Origin of the sequence: Duganella margarita (assembly GCF_009857535.1) — a bacterium.
Lineage (GTDB): Bacteria > Pseudomonadota > Gammaproteobacteria > Burkholderiales > Burkholderiaceae_D > Rugamonas > Rugamonas margarita.
Genome location: NZ_WWCS01000017.1, coordinates 37,664 through 56,115, shown reverse-complemented (window position 1 = coordinate 56,115; position 18,452 = coordinate 37,664). Strand labels below are relative to the sequence as shown.

General features: G+C 65.0%; 13 protein-coding genes. All 13 read left to right on the top strand.

The window, feature by feature from the left end:
• Window positions 1–114: 114 nt before the first annotated feature.
• Window positions 115–771, top strand: a complete 657-nt coding sequence (adk, locus tag GTP55_RS22215) for an adenylate kinase (protein ID WP_161047012.1) — start codon at window positions 115–117, stop codon at window positions 769–771.
• Between the two features lie 128 nt (window positions 772–899).
• Entirely contained in the window at window positions 900–3,026 is a 2,127-nt protein-coding gene (locus GTP55_RS22210; protein WP_229258107.1) for a sodium-translocating pyrophosphatase, read from the top strand.
• 70 nt (window positions 3,027–3,096) lie between these two features.
• On the top strand, window positions 3,097–3,537 hold the full coding sequence (locus GTP55_RS22205) for a hypothetical protein (protein WP_229258106.1): 441 nt from the start codon (window positions 3,097–3,099) through the stop codon (window positions 3,535–3,537).
• Between the two features lie 216 nt (window positions 3,538–3,753).
• Window positions 3,754–4,530 carry a PEPxxWA-CTERM sorting domain-containing protein gene (locus GTP55_RS22200; RefSeq protein WP_161047011.1) on the top strand — a complete coding sequence of 259 codons (777 nt, stop codon included), beginning with the start codon at window positions 3,754–3,756 and terminating at the stop codon, window positions 4,528–4,530.
• A gap of 46 nt (window positions 4,531–4,576) precedes the next feature.
• Window positions 4,577–5,383 carry a sterol desaturase family protein gene (locus GTP55_RS22195; RefSeq protein WP_161047010.1) on the top strand — a complete coding sequence of 269 codons (807 nt, stop codon included), beginning with the start codon at window positions 4,577–4,579 and terminating at the stop codon, window positions 5,381–5,383.
• 79 nt (window positions 5,384–5,462) lie between these two features.
• Window positions 5,463–6,221 carry a 3-hydroxyacyl-CoA dehydrogenase gene (locus GTP55_RS22190; protein ID WP_161047009.1) on the top strand — a complete coding sequence of 253 codons (759 nt, stop codon included), beginning with the start codon at window positions 5,463–5,465 and terminating at the stop codon, window positions 6,219–6,221.
• 91 nt (window positions 6,222–6,312) lie between these two features.
• Entirely contained in the window at window positions 6,313–8,109 is a 1,797-nt protein-coding gene (gene ggt, locus GTP55_RS22185; RefSeq protein ID WP_161047008.1) for a gamma-glutamyltransferase, read from the top strand.
• A gap of 92 nt (window positions 8,110–8,201) precedes the next feature.
• Entirely contained in the window at window positions 8,202–9,830 is a 1,629-nt protein-coding gene (locus GTP55_RS22180; protein WP_161047007.1) for an ArnT family glycosyltransferase, read from the top strand.
• A 13-nt stretch (window positions 9,831–9,843) separates the two neighbouring features.
• Entirely contained in the window at window positions 9,844–10,827 is a 984-nt protein-coding gene (locus GTP55_RS22175) for a UbiA family prenyltransferase (RefSeq protein ID WP_161047006.1), read from the top strand.
• Between the two features lies 1 nt (window position 10,828).
• Entirely contained in the window at window positions 10,829–11,494 is a 666-nt protein-coding gene (locus GTP55_RS22170) for an HAD family hydrolase (RefSeq protein WP_161047005.1), read from the top strand.
• 30 nt (window positions 11,495–11,524) lie between these two features.
• Window positions 11,525–12,700 (top strand): patatin-like phospholipase family protein, encoded by a 1,176-nt coding sequence (locus tag GTP55_RS22165; RefSeq protein WP_161047004.1) that lies wholly within the window; start codon window positions 11,525–11,527, stop codon window positions 12,698–12,700.
• 4 nt (window positions 12,701–12,704) lie between these two features.
• Window positions 12,705–17,639: a two-component regulator propeller domain-containing protein gene (locus GTP55_RS22160; protein ID WP_161047003.1), complete on the top strand. Its 4,935-nt coding sequence runs from the start codon at window positions 12,705–12,707 to the stop codon at window positions 17,637–17,639.
• 76 nt (window positions 17,640–17,715) lie between these two features.
• Entirely contained in the window at window positions 17,716–18,429 is a 714-nt protein-coding gene (locus GTP55_RS22155) for a response regulator (protein ID WP_161047002.1), read from the top strand.
• The last annotated feature ends 23 nt before the right edge of the window (window positions 18,430–18,452 follow it).

Below are 18,452 nucleotides of genomic sequence, written 5' to 3'. Positions count from 1 at the left end.
GATATTCATACGGTATATCGGCTCGAAATTGGCGTTCAAACTAAGTTTTGTGGTAAGTTTCGTACGATCCGATACTTACTAACCATACCAATATCTGTTTTTTAGGAATTTTTCATGCGTCTTATTCTTTTAGGAGCACCAGGTGCCGGCAAAGGCACTCAGGCTAACTTCATCAAAGAAAAATATAACATCCCGCAAATCTCCACCGGCGACATGCTGCGCGCGGCCATCAAGGCCGGCACGGAGCTGGGCCTGGCGGCCAAAAAGGTGATGGATACGGGTGGTCTGGTATCGGATGACATCATCATCGGTCTGGTCAAGGACCGTCTGGCGCAGCCCGACTGCGCCCACGGCTACCTGTTCGACGGCTTCCCGCGCACCGTCGCCCAGGCTGACGCCATGAAAGACAGTGGCGTGGCTGTGGACTACGTGCTGGAAATCGCCGTGCCGGACGAATCTATCATCGAGCGTATCGACGGCCGCCGCTGCCATCCAGGCTCGGGCCGCGTCTACCACGTCAAATTCAACCCGCCTAAAGTCGAAGGCAAGGACGATGTCACCGGCGAAGACCTGGTGCAGCGTGACGACGACAAGGCGGAAGTGGTCAAGAAGCGCCTGGACGTGTATCACAACCAGACCGAAGTGCTGCTGGGTTACTACAATGACTGGGCCCAGTCGGGCCAGGCTGGCGCACCGAAATATCGCCGCATCGAGGGCGTCGGCCCCGTTGAGGAAATTCGCGATGCAGCGTTTGCCGCGCTGTCGAAATAAGCGGTAAAGTAGAGCGGACCGATGGTCCGCTTTTTTTTCGCCAGTGCCATCCTGAATTTTTGAAGTTTTGCAGTTCGCACGTGAAGTGTGGTTTGTAGGCTTACTCCAACAAAAATAAAGGGGACAATATGGCAACCAGCTTATGGTTTGCAGTGGCCTGCGGCATTCTCGCCGTGGTGTATGGGCTCTGGTCGCGCAGCTGGATCTTGCGACAGGATGCGGGCAATCCGCGCATGCAGGAAATCGCGCTGGCTATCCAGCAGGGCGCCGCCGCCTATCTGGCGCGCCAATACCGCACCATCGCCATCGTCGGCGTGGTGCTGCTGATCCTCCTGGGAGTTTTTCGAGACGTCAATACCGCGATCGGTTTCCTGATCGGCGCGGTGCTGTCCGGCGCCTGCGGCTTCATCGGCATGAACGTCTCGGTGCGCGCCAATGTGCGCACCGCGCAGGCCGCCACCAGGGGCATGAACGAGGCGCTCAACGTCGCCTTCAAGGGGGGCGCCATCACCGGCATGCTGGTGGTGGGACTGGGCCTGCTGGGCGTGGTGCTGTTCTATCTGTTCCTGGTGGCGGGGCTGGCGCCCGGCTACGATCTGCACAAGATTATCGAGCCGCTGATCGGGCTGGCGTTTGGCGCCTCGCTGATCTCGATCTTTGCGCGGCTGGGCGGCGGCATCTTCACCAAGGGCGCCGACGTCGGCGCCGATCTGGTCGGCAAGGTGGAGGCTGGCATTCCCGAGGACGATCCGCGCAATCCGGCGGTGATTGCCGATAACGTCGGCGACAACGTCGGCGATTGCGCCGGCATGGCGGCCGATCTGTTCGAAACCTATGTGGTGACCTTGATCGCCACCATGCTGCTCGGCGCGTTGCTGATGGGTCCGGCCGGCACCACGGCGGTGGTGTATCCGCTGCTGCTGGGGGCGGTGTCGATTATCGCCTCCATCATCGGCTGCTCGATGGTCAAGGCCAAGCCCGGCAAGAAGATCATGTCGGCGCTGTACACCGGTCTGTGGTGGGCCGCCGGGCTGTCGCTGATCGGCTTTGTGGTGGTGACCTGGCAGCTGTGGCCGGACGAGAGCATGCGCATCCGGATGATCGGCTGCACCGTGGTCGGCATCGTGCTGACCGGGTTGATGGTCTACATCACCGAGTATTACACCGGCACCGACTTCCATCCGGTCAAGCACATCGCTGAAGCCTCGACCACCGGCCACGGCACCAACATTATCGCCGGTCTGGGCGTGTCGATGAAGTCGACCGCGTGGCCGGTGCTGGCGGTGTGCGCGGCGATTCTGGTGTCTTACCAGCTGGGGCAGCTGTACGGGGTGGCGATTGCCGCCACGGCCATGCTGTCGATGGCCGGCATTGTGGTGGCGCTGGATGCCTACGGCCCGATCACCGATAACGCCGGCGGCATCGCCGAAATGGCGGGCATGCCGGAATCGGTGCGCGCGATTACCGATCCGCTGGATGCGGTGGGCAATACCACCAAGGCTGTCACCAAGGGTTATGCGATCGGCTCGGCCGGGCTGGCGGCGCTGGTGCTGTTTGCCGACTACACCCATGCCCTGGAGTCGGCCGGCCGCGCGATCACGTTTGATCTGTCGAATCCGATGGTGATCGTCGGCCTGATCATTGGCGGCCTGATTCCGTACCTGTTCGGCGCCATGGCGATGGAGGCGGTGGGGCGGGCGGCCGGCGCGGTGGTGGTGGAAGTGCGGCGGCAGTTCCGCGATATCAAGGGCATCATGGAGGGCACGGCCAAGCCGGAGTACGACAAGGCGGTCGATATGCTGACCGCCTCCGCGATCAAGGAAATGATCGTGCCGTCGCTGCTGCCGGTGGTGGTGCCGATCCTGGTCGGCATGCTGCTGGGCTCGGCCGCGTTGGGTGGTATGTTGATGGGGACTATCGTCACCGGCCTGTTCGTGGCGATTTCGATGACCACCGGCGGCGGCGCCTGGGACAACGCCAAGAAATACATCGAAGACGGTCACCACGGCGGCAAGGGTTCGGACGCGCACAAGGCGGCCGTCACCGGCGACACTGTGGGCGACCCGTACAAGGACACGGCCGGGCCGGCGGTCAATCCGCTGATCAAGATCATCAACATCGTGGCCTTGCTGCTGGTGCCGTTGTTGCCGGCGTCCGGCTGGCTGGCGGTGTCCGTGCCGGCGCCGATGCCGGTGATTGTGCCGGCGCCGAACCAGATGCCGGCACCGCCTGTGCCCGCGCCCGCGCCGCAGTAAGGTTACGAATTGTTTCTGTGGCTTCCTTCCAATCGTGCGTCTGCTAATAATGGAGGCAGGAGGGAAGACCATGAGCCTGATCAAACCAGCGGTATTGACCGCCGCATTCCTGCTTGGCATGCTGGTGTGCGAAGTCGCGTGGGCTGACCCCGCCACGGACGAGTACGCCAAGCTGCCGGTCTGCACGCTGAACGCCGACGGCACCAAGCTGGCCGTGGAGCCGTGCCGTACCGCGCCGGCCCAGAAACCGATGCCGCGCCGTCCCGTTCCGCAAACCATCGAGCGCATGCCGCAAGCCCAGCGCGCGCAGCCGATGGCAATTCCGGCCGTCCCGCCATCGCCCTCGCTGCCGAGCTTGAGCGCCCCTTCCCGCGCTGCCGTGCCCACCACCAGTTGCGACGCCGCTGGCTGCTTTGGCGCCAATGGCGTGCGCTATAACAACGTCGGCAAGGGCGTGATGGCTCCTTCGGGCAAGGTTTGCACCCGTGCGGGCGGCGCTATCCAATGCTAAGGAGGCGTGCTTAAAAGCAATTTAAATTGTTTTTGAGATATTTTGATCTTTTCAGCTTGCATTCTGCTAGAATGGCTGCAATGCAATTGAAATTGATGCGCTTCAATGAAAGCGCTTCCACTCATTCGGCCCGCCACGTTCCGGTCGAATGACCGTCGGCCCAGAAATCGCCGGCAGTTACCCAACACTACCCGTCATTTACTGGAGCTTGCGTCCATGCGCATCAAGTCTATCCTGCTGTCCCTGTCCGCCATCGCCGCCCTGAGCGCGGGCGCCGCCAATGCATCGACCAACCTGATCACCAACGGTGATTTCAACCAGACCACCAACGGCAACAACAACCAGGTCGGCTACACCGCAGGCGTTGCCGGCGAAACCATGCTGACCGGCTGGACCAGCTACAACGGCAACAACGGCGGCTACAACTTCGTTCTGAACGACAGCCAGGTCACCACCGATCAATCGGTCAAATGGCTGAAGAGCAGCTACACCCCGCTCACCAGCGGCGGCAACAACTTCTTCGCCTCGGACGCGGTGTATCACCCAGGCGTACTGTCGCAGACCGTCACCGGCCTGACCAGCGGCGACAAGTACACGCTGAGCTTCAACTACGCACTGGCGCAACAAGTCGGCTTTGATGGCGCCAACGCCAACAATTATTGGAAAGTGCTGTTCGGCGACGCCGTCACCGTGCAACAGATTCAAACCTCCAGCATTCCAGTCGGCACCCAGTCGAAAGATTCCGCTGCGCTGAGCATCGCCTCTGGCGGTTTCAGCGGCTGGCAAACCGCCACCATGACCTTCACCGCGCAAGGCGCCAGCCAGGTACTGTCGTTCCTGGCGGAAGGCACCGCGCCAGGCGCGCCACCGTTCCTGCTGCTGGACAACGTGTCGCTCGCGGCCGTGCCTGAGCCAACCACCTGGGGCATGATGCTGGGCGGTATGGGCCTGCTGGGCTTCATGGCGCGCCGTCGCGCCGCCAAGCGCGCCTGATCATGCCGTCGTCGGCGCACCCGGATGGGTGAGCCGGCTCTGCGCCATGCACCTTTCCCTGCACGAATTCGCTGCTGCCGTCCTGCGCCTGAGCCTTTGGCTGGTGGTGCTGACGGCAGTTTTCGTTCCGCTGGAGCGCTGGTTCGGCGCGCAGCACGCGCCGCGTCCGCGCCGCGAATTCTTCCACAATATCGTCTATTACGTCATCAGCAGCCTGGTGCCGATCGTCGTGCTGAGCTTGCCGACGGCGTTGCTGGCGGTGGCTGCCCGGCATCTGGTGCCGGACGCGCTGACCTCGGCGCTGCAAGCGCTGCCGTTGTGGGCGTGGCTGGCGCTGGTGTTTGTCGTCGGCGAAACCGGCTTCTACTGGGGACACCGGCTCAGCCATGAACTGCCGTGGCTGTGGCGCTTCCACGCGCTGCACCACAGTACCGAGCACATGAACTTCCTCGCCAACACCCGCACTCATCCAGTGGATATGGTGGTGACGCGGCTGTTCGGCCTGATTCCGCTGTACCTGCTTGGCCTGGCTGGTCCGAGCGTGACGGGCAGCGGCGCGCCGGCGCTGTTGCTGATTGTCGGCATGGTGTGGGGCTTCTTCATCCATTCCAACCTGCGCTGGCGGCTCGGTCCGCTGGAGTGGCTGGTGGTGACGCCGGCTTTCCACCACTGGCACCACAGCCGCCACGACCATATCAACCGCAACTATGCGTCCACGCTGCCGTTCCTCGATCGCCTGTTTGGCAGCCACTACCTGCCGCGCCATTGGCCGGCCGAGTACGGCACGGACACGCCGCAGGCGTCCACCCTGAGCGGCCAACTGCTCGATCCGCTGCTGCCAGCTAAAAAATAATCCTGCATGCTCCGGCGCGCCAGCGGTGCGTTACAATATTTACGTTAACGTTAACGTCAAATAAAAACAGGAGACAGCAATGCAGATTCAGGACAGCGTATTCATCATCACCGGCGGCGCTTCGGGGCTGGGTGCAGCCACCGCACGCATGCTGGTGCAGCAGGGCGGCAAGGTAGTGCTGGCCGACGTGCAGGCGGAAACCGGTCAGGCGCTGGCGGCCGAATTGGGCGGCGTGTTCGTCAAGTGCGACGTCACGTCGGAGGCCGACGGCCAGGCCGTGGTCGCGGCGGCCTTGGCGCAAGGCACGCTGCGCGGCATCGTCAACTGCGCCGGCGTTGCGCCGGCCGCCAAGACGGTTGGCAAGGAAGGTCCGCATCCGCTGGAACTGTTCCAGCGCGTTATTTCCATCAACCTGATCGGCACCTTCAATATGGCGCGGCTGGCGGCCGACGCCATGAGCAAGAACGCGCCGCAAGCCACCGGCGAACGGGGCGTCATCATCAACACCGCCTCGGTGGCCGCGTTTGACGGCCAGATCGGCCAGGCCGCCTATGCCTCGTCCAAAGCCGCCGTCGCCGGCCTGACCTTGCCGATGGCGCGCGACCTGTCACGCAACGGCATCCGCGTGATGACCATCGCGCCGGGCATTTTTGAAACGCCGATGTTGATGGGCATGCCGCAGGAAGTGCAGGACGCGCTGGGCGCCATGGTGCCGTTCCCGCCGCGTCTGGGCAAGCCGGATGAGTATGCGCTGCTGGCCAAGGCCATCATCGAGAATCCCATGCTGAACGGTGAAACCATCCGCCTCGACGGCGCGATCCGCATGCAGCCAAAGTAGTACACAAATAAAACGATCTAAACGATTTCGTGTACGATGCAACGTGATAGTGCGCGCGGCGCAGGCCGCGCGCTTTCATTTTGGAGAGTCCATGAAGCAGATGAAGATCCTGGCGCTGAGCGTCGCAGTAAGTGTGGCATTATTCGGCGCCGTGCAGGCGCCAGCCCAAGCCCAGCGGGCCACGCCCAAGCCTGATGCGGCGCCGGAAATCGCCACCGGCTACGCCGACAAAGTCGGCAAGTCCTCGCAAAAATTCATGGTGGCTGCGGCCAATCCGCTGGCCACGCAAGCTGGTTATCAGGTGCTGAAGCAGGGCGGCGCGGCGATCGACGCCGCCATCGCCGTGCAACTGGTATTGACGCTGGTGGAGCCGCAATCGTCCGGCATCGGCGGCGGTTCCTTCATGGTCTACTCGGACGGCAAGCGCGTGCAATCCTACGACGGCCGCGAAACCGCGCCCGCCGCTGCGGACGAACATCTGTTCCAGGACAAGGACGGCAAGCCGCTGTCGCGTGAAGCGGGCATCGTCGGCGGCCGCTCGGTCGGCGCGCCGGGCGTGCTGCGCATGCTGGAACTGGCGCACAAGCAGCACGGCAAGCTGCCGTGGAAAACCCTGTTCCAGCCGGCCATTCAACTGGCGGAGAACGGCTTTGCGGTCAGCCCGCGTTTGAACGCGCTGATCTCGCACGACCGATTCCTGGCGCGCGATCCGGTGGCGCGCGCTTACTTCTTCGACGCCGACGGCAAACCGCGCGCGGTCGGCTACATTCTGAAAAATCCCGAGCTGGCGCGCACGCTGCGCGAAATCGCCGACGGCGGCGCGGACGCCTTCTACCAAGGCCGCATCGCCAACGACATCGCCGCCAAGGTGGCCGCGCATCCGACCAACCCGGGCAAGCTGACGGCCGCCGATATCGCCGGCTACCAGGCCAGGGAACGCGCGCCGATTTGCAGCGACTACAAGCAGTGGACCGTGTGCGGCGCGCCGCCGCCATCGTCGGGCGGCATCGCCATCGCGCAGATGCTGGGCATTTTGTCGTACAAGGACATCAGCCCTTACAAGCCGGTCAATGGTCAACTGACGGCGGAAGGCATCCACCTGTTCACGGAAGCGGGACGGCTGGCGTTTGCGGACCGTAACCGCTACGTGGCCGATACCGACTTCATTCCGCTGCCCGGCAAAGGCGTCAGCGCCATGCTGGACAAGGGCTACCTGAAACAGCGCGCATCGCTGATCGGCCAGCAGTCGATGGGCACTGCGCCATACGGTACGCCGGCCACCATGCAGGTGGCATGGGGCACGGATAACGCGATCCAGACGCCATCCACCTCGCACTTTGTGGCGGTGGACCAGTTTGGCGGCGCGCTGTCGATGACGACGTCGGTGGAAGATGCTTTCGGTTCGCGCCAGATGGTCGATGGCTTCATCCTGAATAACCAGCTGACCGACTTCTCCTTCGATTCGCAGGATGCGGACGGCCCGATCGCCAACCGCGTGCAGGCGGGCAAACGCCCGCGCAGCGCGATGTCGCCGACGCTGGTGTTCGAGAAGGGCACGCAGAAGCTGGTGCTGGCCACCGGTTCGCCGGGCGGCTCGGCCATCATCAACTACGTGGCCAAGGTGCTGGTCGGTACGCTGGACTGGGGGCTGGATGTGCAGCAGGCGATCAGTCTGCCGAACATCGGCAGCCGTAACGGTCCGACCGAACTGGAAGCAGGGCGCGTCAGCCGCGCGGTGGTGGCGGAGCTGAAGGCGCGTGGTCACGATATCCGCGAATATGACCAGAACTCCGGCTTGCAGGGCATTCAGCGCCGCACCGTCAACGGCAAGCAGGAATGGTTCGGCGGCGCCGATCCGCGTCGCGAAGGTGTGGTGCTGGGCGACTGATCTGGCGCAAACAATCATTATTCTATAAATAAGATTAAGTTTTAATTAAGTAGACTTGGAACCGTCCGCAATCCTGCATCGACGGTGCCAAGATGAAGTTCCTCCCACTGCTGTTTCTGGCGGAAGCGCTGCTGTTGCAGTGGCTTGGCGGCGCCTATGCCAGCGGCTTTGGCGGCCATCCCGACGAGGCGGCGCATTTCGTCTCGTCGGTGATGGTGCATGATTTTCTGGTCCATCCCGGCGCCGGCCAGCCAATGGCGTTTGCGCAGCAGTTCTATCTCCACTATCCCAAGGTCGCTATCGGCAACTGGCCGCCGCTGTTGCATGGGCTGCTGGCGCTGTGGTATTTGCTGTTTGGCGTGTCGCGTACGTCGGCGCTGGTGTTGGTGGCGGTGTTTGCCGCCGCCACGGCAGCGCTGATGGCGGCTGCGGCGCGGCGTTTGCTGTCGCCGGTGGCGGGCGTGTTTGCCGGCGCAGTGTATCTGGCGCTGCCGCTGGTGCAGCAGTCCAGTGCCGTCGTCATGACGGAGCATCTGGTGACGCTGCTGATCCTGGCCAGCACGCTGGCGTTTGCGCGGTTCGCGCGCAGCCGCACGTCGGTTGATGCGCTGCTGTTCGGCGGCCTGGCCTCGGCGGCGATTCTTACGCGCGGCAGCGCCTGGGCGCTGGCCGCTGTGCCGCCGATTGTGATTGGGCTGACAGGGGAGTGGCGCTTGCTGATCAACTGGCGGCTTTGGCTGGCGGCGCTGATGGTCGGCGCGCTGTGCGTGCCGTGGTACGCGGCCACGCGCGGCATGTCGCCCAACGCCATGGTCGGCATCGACGCCACGGCGCCCGCCGCGTTCTTCCAGCAGGCCGCAGCCTACTTCCCGCTGGCCGCCCTGCGCGCCATCGGTCTGGCGATGACGGTACTGGCCGCGCTGGGCGTATGGCACACCATGCTGCGCCGCCCGTCGCCAGCCGCAGTCCCGCCGCCGGCATCGGCCACTTCGGCCGCGCGGCGTCCGGCGGAGTGGCCGGCGCTGGCTGCCATGGCGATTGGCGTGCTGCTGATCCAGTGCGTGGTCCCCGCCGGCATCGAGCAGCGCTACATGCTGCAACTGCTGCCGGCGCTGGTGCTGTTTGCCGCCGCCGGCCTGCACTGGCTGGCGGCGCGCGGCGCACCTGCCACCGCCTGGAGCGCCGCCGCCATCATCATCTTGCTGACCATGTTCCATGTACCCGACACCATGCGCAACAGCGGCTACGACCAAATCGCCGCTGACCTGGCCAGCCAGCCCACACCCACGCTGCTGCTCATCTCCGACGCCCGCGGCGAAGGCAGCATGGTCGCCGCCATCGCACTGCGCGACCGCCGTCCGCACTCCCTGGCCCTGCGCGGCAGCAAACTGCTGGTCAGTGAAGACTGGCTAGGCCGCGGCAGCCAGCCGCGCTTCGCCACCGGCGACGCCATGCGCGCCATGCTGGACGCCATCCCCGTCAACGCCGTTGTGATCGACCACGCCATCGAAGCCAATCAGGCACGCCCCTACCACCAGCAGATCGAACAACTGCTCCAGGCCGATTCCGAACACTGGCAACGCCACGCCAGTTACGACATCACCCGCTACGGCCAGCAGTACCCACACGCTGTTGACGTCTACCTGCGCAGGCCGCGCGACGGCGACGTCGCGCAAACCATCAACCTGGCCTACCTCGGCCAGCTCATGCAACGCCAATGAAAGGGGACACGCCATGCAAGCCGATACCCTGTCGCCCAGCCTGACGCGGCAACCTGGCCGCTTCCGCGACTACCTCGCCATTGCCCGCTTCGATCACAGCACAAAACATATCTTCATTCTGCCCGGCGTCATGCTGGCCTACCTGCTGCGCGGCGTGCACACCATCCAGCTCGGGCTGGACCTGTTTCTCGGCTTGACGACCGCCATCGCCATCGCCTCCGCCAATTACTGCATCAACGAATGGCTGGACAGCGCCTTCGACCGCCACCATCCGACCAAGTCCCGGCGCCCCTCGGTGCAGCGCGAACTCAAAGGAAAATGGGTCTTCCTGGAATGGCTGGTGTTCCTCGGCGCCGGCCTGCTGTGCGCCGCGCGTTCCAGCGCCACCCTGACGCTGGTGGCGGCGTTGTTTGCGCTGCAGGGCTTGGTGTACAACGTCCAGCCGCTGCGCACCAAGGACAAGGCCTACCTGGACGTGCTGTCCGAATCCGTCAATAACCCGCTGCGCCTGCTGATCGGCTGGATCGTCATTGATCCGACCTCGCTGCCGCCGTCGTCGGTGATCCTGGCCTACTGGTTCGGCGGCGCCTTCCTGATGGCGGCCAAGCGCTATTCCGAATACCGTGAAATCACCGCCACCCACGGCCGCGCGCTGCTGGTGCGCTACCGCGCCAGCTTCGCCGGCTACAGCGAAACCTCGCTCAACGTCTCGTGCTTCACCTACGGACTGCTGTCCAACTTCTTCCTGGCCGTGTTCCTGATTAAGTACCGCATCGAATACCTGCTGCTGATGCCCTTCATCACCGCACTGTTCGCGCAATACCTGGCGCTGGCCATGCAGGCCGGATCCTCGGCCCAGGCGCCGGAGAAGCTGTTCCGCGAACGTGGCCTGATCCTGATCGTCGCCGCTGTCGCCATCAGCTTCGGCGTCGCCACCTTTATCGACATTCCGGCTTTCGAATGGCTAGCCGGGCAACGCTTCATCGGCCTGCCGTAACATGGACTGGAACACGGTCCGGCTGGCGGTATTCGACGTTGACGGCACGTTGTATAACCAGCGGCGCCTGCGCCTGAACATGGCCTGCGAGCTGCTGCTGCACGCGCTGTGCAACCGCAGCCTGAGTACAGCGCGCATGCTGTCCGCCTATCGCCGCCTGCGCGAACAACTGGCCGACGACGAAGTCCAGGACTTCGAGCAGGTGCTGCTGACGCAAACGGCCGACCGTTGCGGACTGCCGCCGGCCACCGTGGCGGCGCTGGCCGCCGAATGGCTGGAGCGGCGCCCCCTGCGGCATATCCCAGCCTGCCGCTACGACGGCCTGCCGGAGTTGTTCCAGCGCCTGCGCGCGCGCGGCAAGCGCATCGCCGTCCTGTCGGACTACCCGGCGCAGGCGAAATTGCAAGCCGCCGGGCTGGCGGCCGACATCATCGTCTGCGCCGGCGACGTCGGCTTCCTCAAACCCCACCCGCGCGGCTTGCAGCAGGCGATGGCGCTGGCCGGCGCCACCCCTGACGCCACCGTGATGATCGGCGACCGCCCGGAACGCGACGGCGCCGCCGCGCGACGCAGCGGCGTCCGTGCGCTGATCAAGTCGCGCCGCCCGCTGCCGGGCTGGCAAACCTTTGCCACGTACCGTGAGCCGCTGTTTACTGTGCGGCTATGAAAACCGCGTAGACCCTGATAACCTTGCAAGATGGGACTACAAAAGAAAACAGGCTTGATCCTTTCCGGCGGCGGCGCACGGGCCGCCTACCAGGTCGGCGTGCTGCAAGCGATTTCAGAAATTTTATGGGAAGAGGGCTGGCCTCCGGCCCGTAATCCTTTTGATATCATCTGCGGCACCTCGGCCGGCGCCATCAACGCCACCGCCCTGGCTTGCCGCGCCGACAACTTCGGCGAAGGCGTGCAAAAGCTGCTCGACGTCTGGCAGCACATCGAAGTGGAACAGGTCTACCGCGCCGATTCGCTGGGCGTGATCCGTTCCGGCGCGCGCTGGCTGTCGCTGTTGTCGTTCGGCTGGCTGCTGCGCAAATGGCGCGCCGCGCCGCCGGCGTCCCTGCTCGACAACACGCCGCTGGTCGGCCTGCTGCACCGCATGCTCGACCTGCCGCGCCTCGACAGCGTGCTGTCCGAAGGCCTGCTGCATGCGCTGGCCGTCACCGCCTCGTCCTACACCGCCGGCAACCACCTGACCTTTTACCAGACCGCCGCCGACATCGCGCCGTGGATCCGCATGCAGCGCGTGGCCCTGCAGGACCAGATCGGCGTCGAGCACTTGCTGGCGTCGTCGGCGATCCCGTTCATCTTTCCGGCCACGCCGCTGTACATGGGCGGCCACCGCGAATACTGCGGCGACGGGTCGATGCGCCAGCTGGCGCCGATCTCGCCGGCCATCCACCTCGGCGCCAGCAAGGTGCTGGTGGTGGGCGCCGGCCGCCTGAGCGAACCGGCGCGCAGCGCTGCCGAAAAGAACGCCGCCCGCTATCCGAGCCTGGCGCAGATCGCCGGCCACGCCATGTCGTCGATCTTCCTCGACGGCCTGGCGGTCGATATCGAGCGCCTGGAGCGCATCAACAAAACCCTGTCCATGCTGCCGCCCGAGCTGCTGGAAAAGACCCCGCTCAAACCGGTCAAGCTGCTGGTGATCGCGCCGTCCGAACGGCTAGACGATATCGCCACGCGCCACATCGGCAGCCTGCCGGCGCCGATCCGCACCATGTTGTCCGGCATCGGCGCGACCGAAGCGCGCGGCGCGGCGCTGGCGTCCTATCTACTGTTCGAGTCCACCTACACCTGTGAGTTGATACGCCTCGGCCAGCGCGACACCTTTGCGCGCAAGAGCGACGTGCTGGCCTTCTTCGAATCCTGATTGCATGTCGAGTTTTAAACGTCTTTGCTGCTGCCTGCTGCTGCCGGCCCTGATGCTGTGGGAAGCCACCGCATGGGCCAGCGCGCCGCCGCGCACCTTGCGCTTCGAGCAGCTCAGCGTGGAACACGGCCTGGCGCAGGAAACCGTGCTGGCCATCGCCCAGGACCGGCAGGGCTTCATATGGCTCGGCACCCAGGCCGGCCTGACGCGCTTCGACGGCTACCGCACCATCACCTACAAGAGCGCCGTCTCCGATCCGCGCAGCCTGGTCGACAACTGGGTGCGGGTGTTGCACCTCGACCCCACCGGCCAACTGTGGATTGGCACCGACGGCGGGCTGGATCGCTACGACTCCGCTACCCGCATCTTTACCCACTTCCTGCCGCGCGAGTCGCCGCAGCGCGGCAACGGCAACCGCCACGTGCGCGCGATTACCGACGATGGGGCGGGTGGCCTGTGGGTGGCCAGCGCCGACGGCCTGCATCACTTCGACCCGATGACCAGGCGCTTCACCAGCTGGCACCACGATCCGGCCGATGCCGGCAGCCTGTCCAACGACCATGTGGCGGCGCTGGCGCGCGATGCCGCCGGCCGCCTGTGGGTGGGCACCGCCTCCGGCCTGGATATGCTGGCGCCCGGCGCCACGCGCTTCCGGCATTACGATGTCGACGCCAGCAGCGACAGCAAATTCAACTCGGTGACGGCGCTCCAGGTGGACAGCGCGCAGACGCTGTGGGTCGGCACGCAGGGCGGGCTGGAACAATGGCGGTTGCTGGCCGCCGAGCCGCAACGCCGTCGCCTCGGCGCGCGCGAGGGACTGAACGCGGGCGTCAGCATCACCTCGCTGTACCAGGATGCCGAGGCCAATCTCTGGATAGGCTCACTGGCCGATGGCCTGTTCCGCTGGCTGCCGGCGGAGGAGCGCATGGTGCCGTACCGCCACCAGGTCGGCGATCCGCACAGCGTAGCGGACAACCAGATTTCCGCGCTGTTCCGCGACCGCGTGGGCACCTTGTGGGTCGGCACGTGGAATGATGGCGTCAGCCGGGTCGACATGGGCAGCGGCGGTTTCGCGCGCATCGTGCGCCAGGCGGACCAGGCCAACTCCCTTTCGGACAACAAGGTGCGCGCCATCCTGTCCGATGGCCACGGCAAGCTATGGCTGGGCAGCAGCGGCGGCCTGAATCTGTATGATCCGGTCAGCGGCGAGAGCAAGGTGTGGCGCCACGATCCCAGGCGCGCCAACAGCATCAGCGACGACCAGGTCACCGCGCTGTGGCGCGAGAAGAACGGCATCCTGTGGCTGGGCGGCCCGGCCGGCGTCAATTACCTGAACCTGGCAACCGGCGCGATCCGCGCGGTCTCCTTCGTGCGCGGCGATCCCTCCAGCGACACCATCCGCAACATCGTCCAGGACCGCGGCGGGATGCTGTGGATCGCCTCGCGCGGCGGCCTGCACCGGCTTGACCCGCAAACGCTGGAGGTGCGCACCTATCGCCACGATCCATCCGACAGCAGCAGCCTGTCGGACAACGTGGTGCGGCCGATCCTGGAGGACCGCAAGGGCCAGCTGTGGGTGGGCACCTTCAACGGCCTCGATCTGCTGGACCGCAAGACCGGCGCCTTCCGCCACTTCCGCCGCGACGCCGCCGACCCGTATAGCCTCAGTCACGACGAGGTGCACTTCCTGTACGAAGATCCGCGCGGCACCATCTGGGTCGGCACCGCGGCGGGGTTGAACCGGATGGAGGTGGCGGCCGACGGCGGCATCCGGTTCCGCCGCTACCTGCGTCAGGACGGCATCGCCGATGACGCCATCGCCTCGATCCTGCCGGATGAAGCGGGCAACCTGTGGATGAGCACCAACAGCGGCCTGTCGCGCCTCAACGTCGAAACGGGCCTGGTGCGCAACTACAGCGGCGCCGACGGCACCATTGAAGGCGCGTATTTCGACGGCGCAGCCCTGCGCACGCCGGACGGCACGCTGTACTTCGGCGGCTTTAACGGCATCACCGCGTTCTCGCCGACCGAGGTGCGCGAAAACAGCGTGGCGCCGACGGTGGCGATCACCGACTTCCAGATCTTTAACAAGTCGGTCAAGCCGGGGCAGGGCGACCACCCGGACGTGCTCAAGACCGCGATTGAACACACCAGCGCCGTCACGCTGCCGGAATCCGATTCGGTGTTCTCGCTGGAGTTCGCGGCGCTGCACTACGCGGCGCCGCAGCGCAACCGCTTCGCCTACCAGTTGCAAGGCTTTGATGAAGACTGGGTGGTCACCGACTCCACCAAGCGCTTCGCCACCTACACCAATCTTGACCCGGGCAAGTACCTGTTCCGCGTCAAGGCCGCCAACAAGGACGGCATCTGGAACGACAACGCGGCCACGCTGGAGATCACCATCCGCCCGCCGTTCTGGAAGACCTGGTGGTTCCGCACGCTGCTGGTGTGGCTGGGGCTCGGCGCGGCGTATGCCGCCTACCATGCGCGGGTGCGCAGCCTGCGCCATCAGCAACTGCGGCTGGAACACCTGGTGGGGTCGCGCACGGCGGAAGTGGAACACAAGAACCAGCAGCTGCAACAGCAGAAGCACGAACTGGAACGCCGTCGGGTAGAGGCGGAAGCGCAGCGCGCCGAGGCTGAGCAGCGCCGCATCGATACCGAGCTTCAGAAGGAAGAAGTGGAGCAGGCTCACCGCAATATCTCGGTGCTGAGCGAACTGGGACGCGAAATGAGCGCCTCGCTCGACATGGAAACCACCATGCAGACGCTGTACCGTCACGTCAATCACCTGATGCATGCGCCGATCTTCGGCATCGGCTTCGTGCGCGAGGCCGACGGCGTGATCGATTTCCCGTTCGCCATCGAAGGCGGCGTGCGCACCTATCCGTACCAGCGCCGGCTGGATCAGCCCAACCAGCTGGCGGTGTGGTGCATCACCCAGCGCAAGCCGATCCTGATCAACGATTTCCAGAACGAGTACCGCGACTACATGGACGAATCGGGCCTGGCGACGTTGGCGCCATGCGTGCGCGAAGACGGCGCGCCGGCCGCGCCGGCGCATTCGATGATGTATGCGCCGCTGATCGTCGGCGACAAGGTGGTGGGGCTGCTCAGCGTGCAAAGCACGGAGCGCAACAGCTATCACCGCGTCCACATGGACATGCTGCAAACGCTGGCGTCGCACGCCGCCGCCGGCCTGGAAAACGCGCGCGCCTACCAGCAGCTGGAAGAGACGCTGCAGACGCTGCGCCACACGCGCGACCAGTTGATGGCGCAGGAACGCCAGGTGCGGCTGCACACCGAGGAGCTGGCGCTGGCCAACCGCGCCTTGCAGGACAACGAGGAACGCCTGCGCTACGCCAAGCAGAAGGCGGAAGACGCCACCCGTCAGAAGTCGGAATTCCTGGCCAATATGAGCCACGAAATGCGCACCCCGCTGGCCGGCGTGATCGGCATGCTGGGCTTCGCCCTGCGCGACGCCAGCCTGGCCGCCGGCACGCGCGAGCAGATCCTGCGCGGCCAGGCCAATGCGCAGTCGCTGCTGTCGATCATCAACGACCTGCTGGACTTCTCCAAGATCGAAGCGGGCAAGCTGACCATCGAGAACATCGATTTTTCGCTGTCATCGGCGGTGGAAAATGTGGTCAGCCTGTTCGAGGAACAGGCGGCCGCGCACAGCGTCGGCTTCCGCCTGACGTTCGGCGACGACCTGCCGCAGTTCGTGGTGGGCGACCCGACCCGCCTGCGGCAGGTGCTGGTCAACCTGGTCGGCAACGCCTTCAAGTTCACGCAGCAGGGCATGGTGGTCATGCACGTGGAGCGGGTGCCGGATGATGGCGCGGATAACCGCATCCGCTTCAGCGTCTCCGACACCGGCATCGGCATCGAGGCCGACGCGATTCCGCGCCTGTTCCAGCAGTTCGAGCAGGCCGACGCCTCCACCACGCGCCGCTACGGCGGCACCGGCCTGGGACTGGCGATCTGCCGCCAGCTGGTGGAACTGATGGGCGGCAGCATCAACGCCGTCAGCACGCCGGGGCAGGGCAGCACCTTCATGTTCGAACTGCCGCTGCCCAATGGCGTGGCGCCGCCGGTGGTGCCGCATGTGCCGCGCGAGCCGCACAGCCACCAACTGAAAGTGCTGTGCGCGGAAGACTTCCCGACCAACCAGATCATCATCCGCATGATGCTGGAAGACCTGGGCCACAAGGTGGACATCGCCGCCAACGGCGCGCTGGCCGTCAAGGCCTGTTCGCTGACGCGCTACGATTTGATCCTGATGGACGGCCGCATGCCGGAGATGGACGGCGCCAGCGCCACGCGCCTGATCCGCTCCGGCGGCCCGGATACCGCGCCGGTGCGCGACCAGGAACTGATGATCATCGCGCTGACCGCCAACGCCAGCGAGGAAGACCGCAGCCGCTACCTGGCCTCCGGCATGGACGACTTCCTCACCAAGCCGATCGACGAGGACAAGCTGCACTTCCAGTTAAGCCGCGCGATTGAACGCCAGTTACAGCGCGGCTTCCAGCTGCCGCGCATGCAGCCGCGCCGTCCCCAGCATCCGGCCGCCGGCACGCCGGAGCTCGATGCGATGTTCGGCGTGGCGCCGGCCGCGCTGGAGACCTCGCGCGTGGCGCAGCACAGCGGCGGCGCCAGCGATCTGAAAGCGCGGCTGCGCAGCGTCTTCAACCAGGACGCGCCGCTGCGGCTGGCGGACCTGGAGCGGGCGCTGACGCAGCGCGACAGTGAAACCGCCAGCCGTCTGCTGCACGGCATGAAGGGCAGCGCCGGCTATCTGGAGGAGCAGGAACTGCAGGCGCTGTGCGGCGATCTGGAGCTGGAGGCGGACCATGGCAATTGGCAGCAGGTCGAGTCGGCCATGCCGCACCTGCGCCGGCTGCTGGTGCAAGCGCGGGCGGCGGGCACGCCCTAAAGTGTATCTTAAAGCTTATTGACGATTATTGATGTAATATCATCAAACGACATGAGCAAACGACCCGAGGGGCCACATGAAAGTTCTGGTAGTTGACGATGATGTCGTCTCACGCATGGTGCTGATGCACCTGATCGATAGCTGCGGCAGTTTCGATATCGTTGAAGCGGAGGATGGCGCCGATGCATGGCAGCAGCTGGAAGACGGCCTGCGGCCGGCCATCTGCTTCTGCGATTTGCGCATGCCCCGCCTGTCTGGTATCGAGTTGCTACAGCGGGTGAAGGGACATGCTGAGTTGAACAGCATGCCGTTCGTGCTGGTCACGTCGGCCAACGACAAGGAAACCGTGCTGGAAGCCACGCGCGCCGGCGCTGCCGGCTACATCGTCAAGCCGTTCCAGGCGGAGCAGGTACGCGTACATCTGGTGGACTTCCTCGACCAGGCGGCCAGCGGCTATGAACACCTGGCCGAAACGCCGGCCGACACCTTGCGCCGGCTGGGTATCAACGGCGAGCGCCTGATTGTGTATCTAACCGGTTTCCAGAACCAGCTGACGGCCGCCGCCACGGATCTCGAAGCGGTGCTGGCCAAGGGGGATCAGCAGGACGCCAGGGTGCGCCTCGAGCGGCTGCACGCCGGCTGCGTTACACTTGGCCTGCATGGCGCGGCGGCGGCCTTGAAGAGCTTCACGGCGGAGCGCCTCTCCAACGAACAGGTGCAGGCGGTGTTGTCGGATGTGGTGCGCGCCGTGATTCATCAGGCCGGCCTGGTGCGGCAGGAAGCCGGCTGATAATTTAACACTTGATGTTGAGA

What these genes read in the sequence shown, in the direction of transcription:
- GTP55_RS22205 (WP_229258106.1), top strand. Translation starts at nt 3,097, where the DNA reads ATGAGCCTGATCAAACCAGCGGTATTGACCGCCGCATTCCTGCTTGGC.
- GTP55_RS22210 (WP_229258107.1), top strand. Translation starts at nt 900, where the DNA reads ATGGCAACCAGCTTATGGTTTGCAGTGGCCTGCGGCATTCTCGCCGTG.
- adk (WP_161047012.1), top strand. Translation starts at nt 115, where the DNA reads ATGCGTCTTATTCTTTTAGGAGCACCAGGTGCCGGCAAAGGCACTCAG.
- GTP55_RS22155 (WP_161047002.1), top strand. Translation starts at nt 17,716, where the DNA reads ATGAAAGTTCTGGTAGTTGACGATGATGTCGTCTCACGCATGGTGCTG.
- GTP55_RS22175 (WP_161047006.1), top strand. Translation starts at nt 9,844, where the DNA reads ATGCAAGCCGATACCCTGTCGCCCAGCCTGACGCGGCAACCTGGCCGC.
- GTP55_RS22160 (WP_161047003.1), top strand. Translation starts at nt 12,705, where the DNA reads ATGTCGAGTTTTAAACGTCTTTGCTGCTGCCTGCTGCTGCCGGCCCTG.
- GTP55_RS22180 (WP_161047007.1), top strand. Translation starts at nt 8,202, where the DNA reads ATGAAGTTCCTCCCACTGCTGTTTCTGGCGGAAGCGCTGCTGTTGCAG.
- GTP55_RS22165 (WP_161047004.1), top strand. Translation starts at nt 11,525, where the DNA reads ATGGGACTACAAAAGAAAACAGGCTTGATCCTTTCCGGCGGCGGCGCA.
- GTP55_RS22195 (WP_161047010.1), top strand. Translation starts at nt 4,577, where the DNA reads ATGCACCTTTCCCTGCACGAATTCGCTGCTGCCGTCCTGCGCCTGAGC.
- GTP55_RS22190 (WP_161047009.1), top strand. Translation starts at nt 5,463, where the DNA reads ATGCAGATTCAGGACAGCGTATTCATCATCACCGGCGGCGCTTCGGGG.
- ggt (WP_161047008.1), top strand. Translation starts at nt 6,313, where the DNA reads ATGAAGCAGATGAAGATCCTGGCGCTGAGCGTCGCAGTAAGTGTGGCA.
- GTP55_RS22170 (WP_161047005.1), top strand. Translation starts at nt 10,829, where the DNA reads ATGGACTGGAACACGGTCCGGCTGGCGGTATTCGACGTTGACGGCACG.
- GTP55_RS22200 (WP_161047011.1), top strand. Translation starts at nt 3,754, where the DNA reads ATGCGCATCAAGTCTATCCTGCTGTCCCTGTCCGCCATCGCCGCCCTG.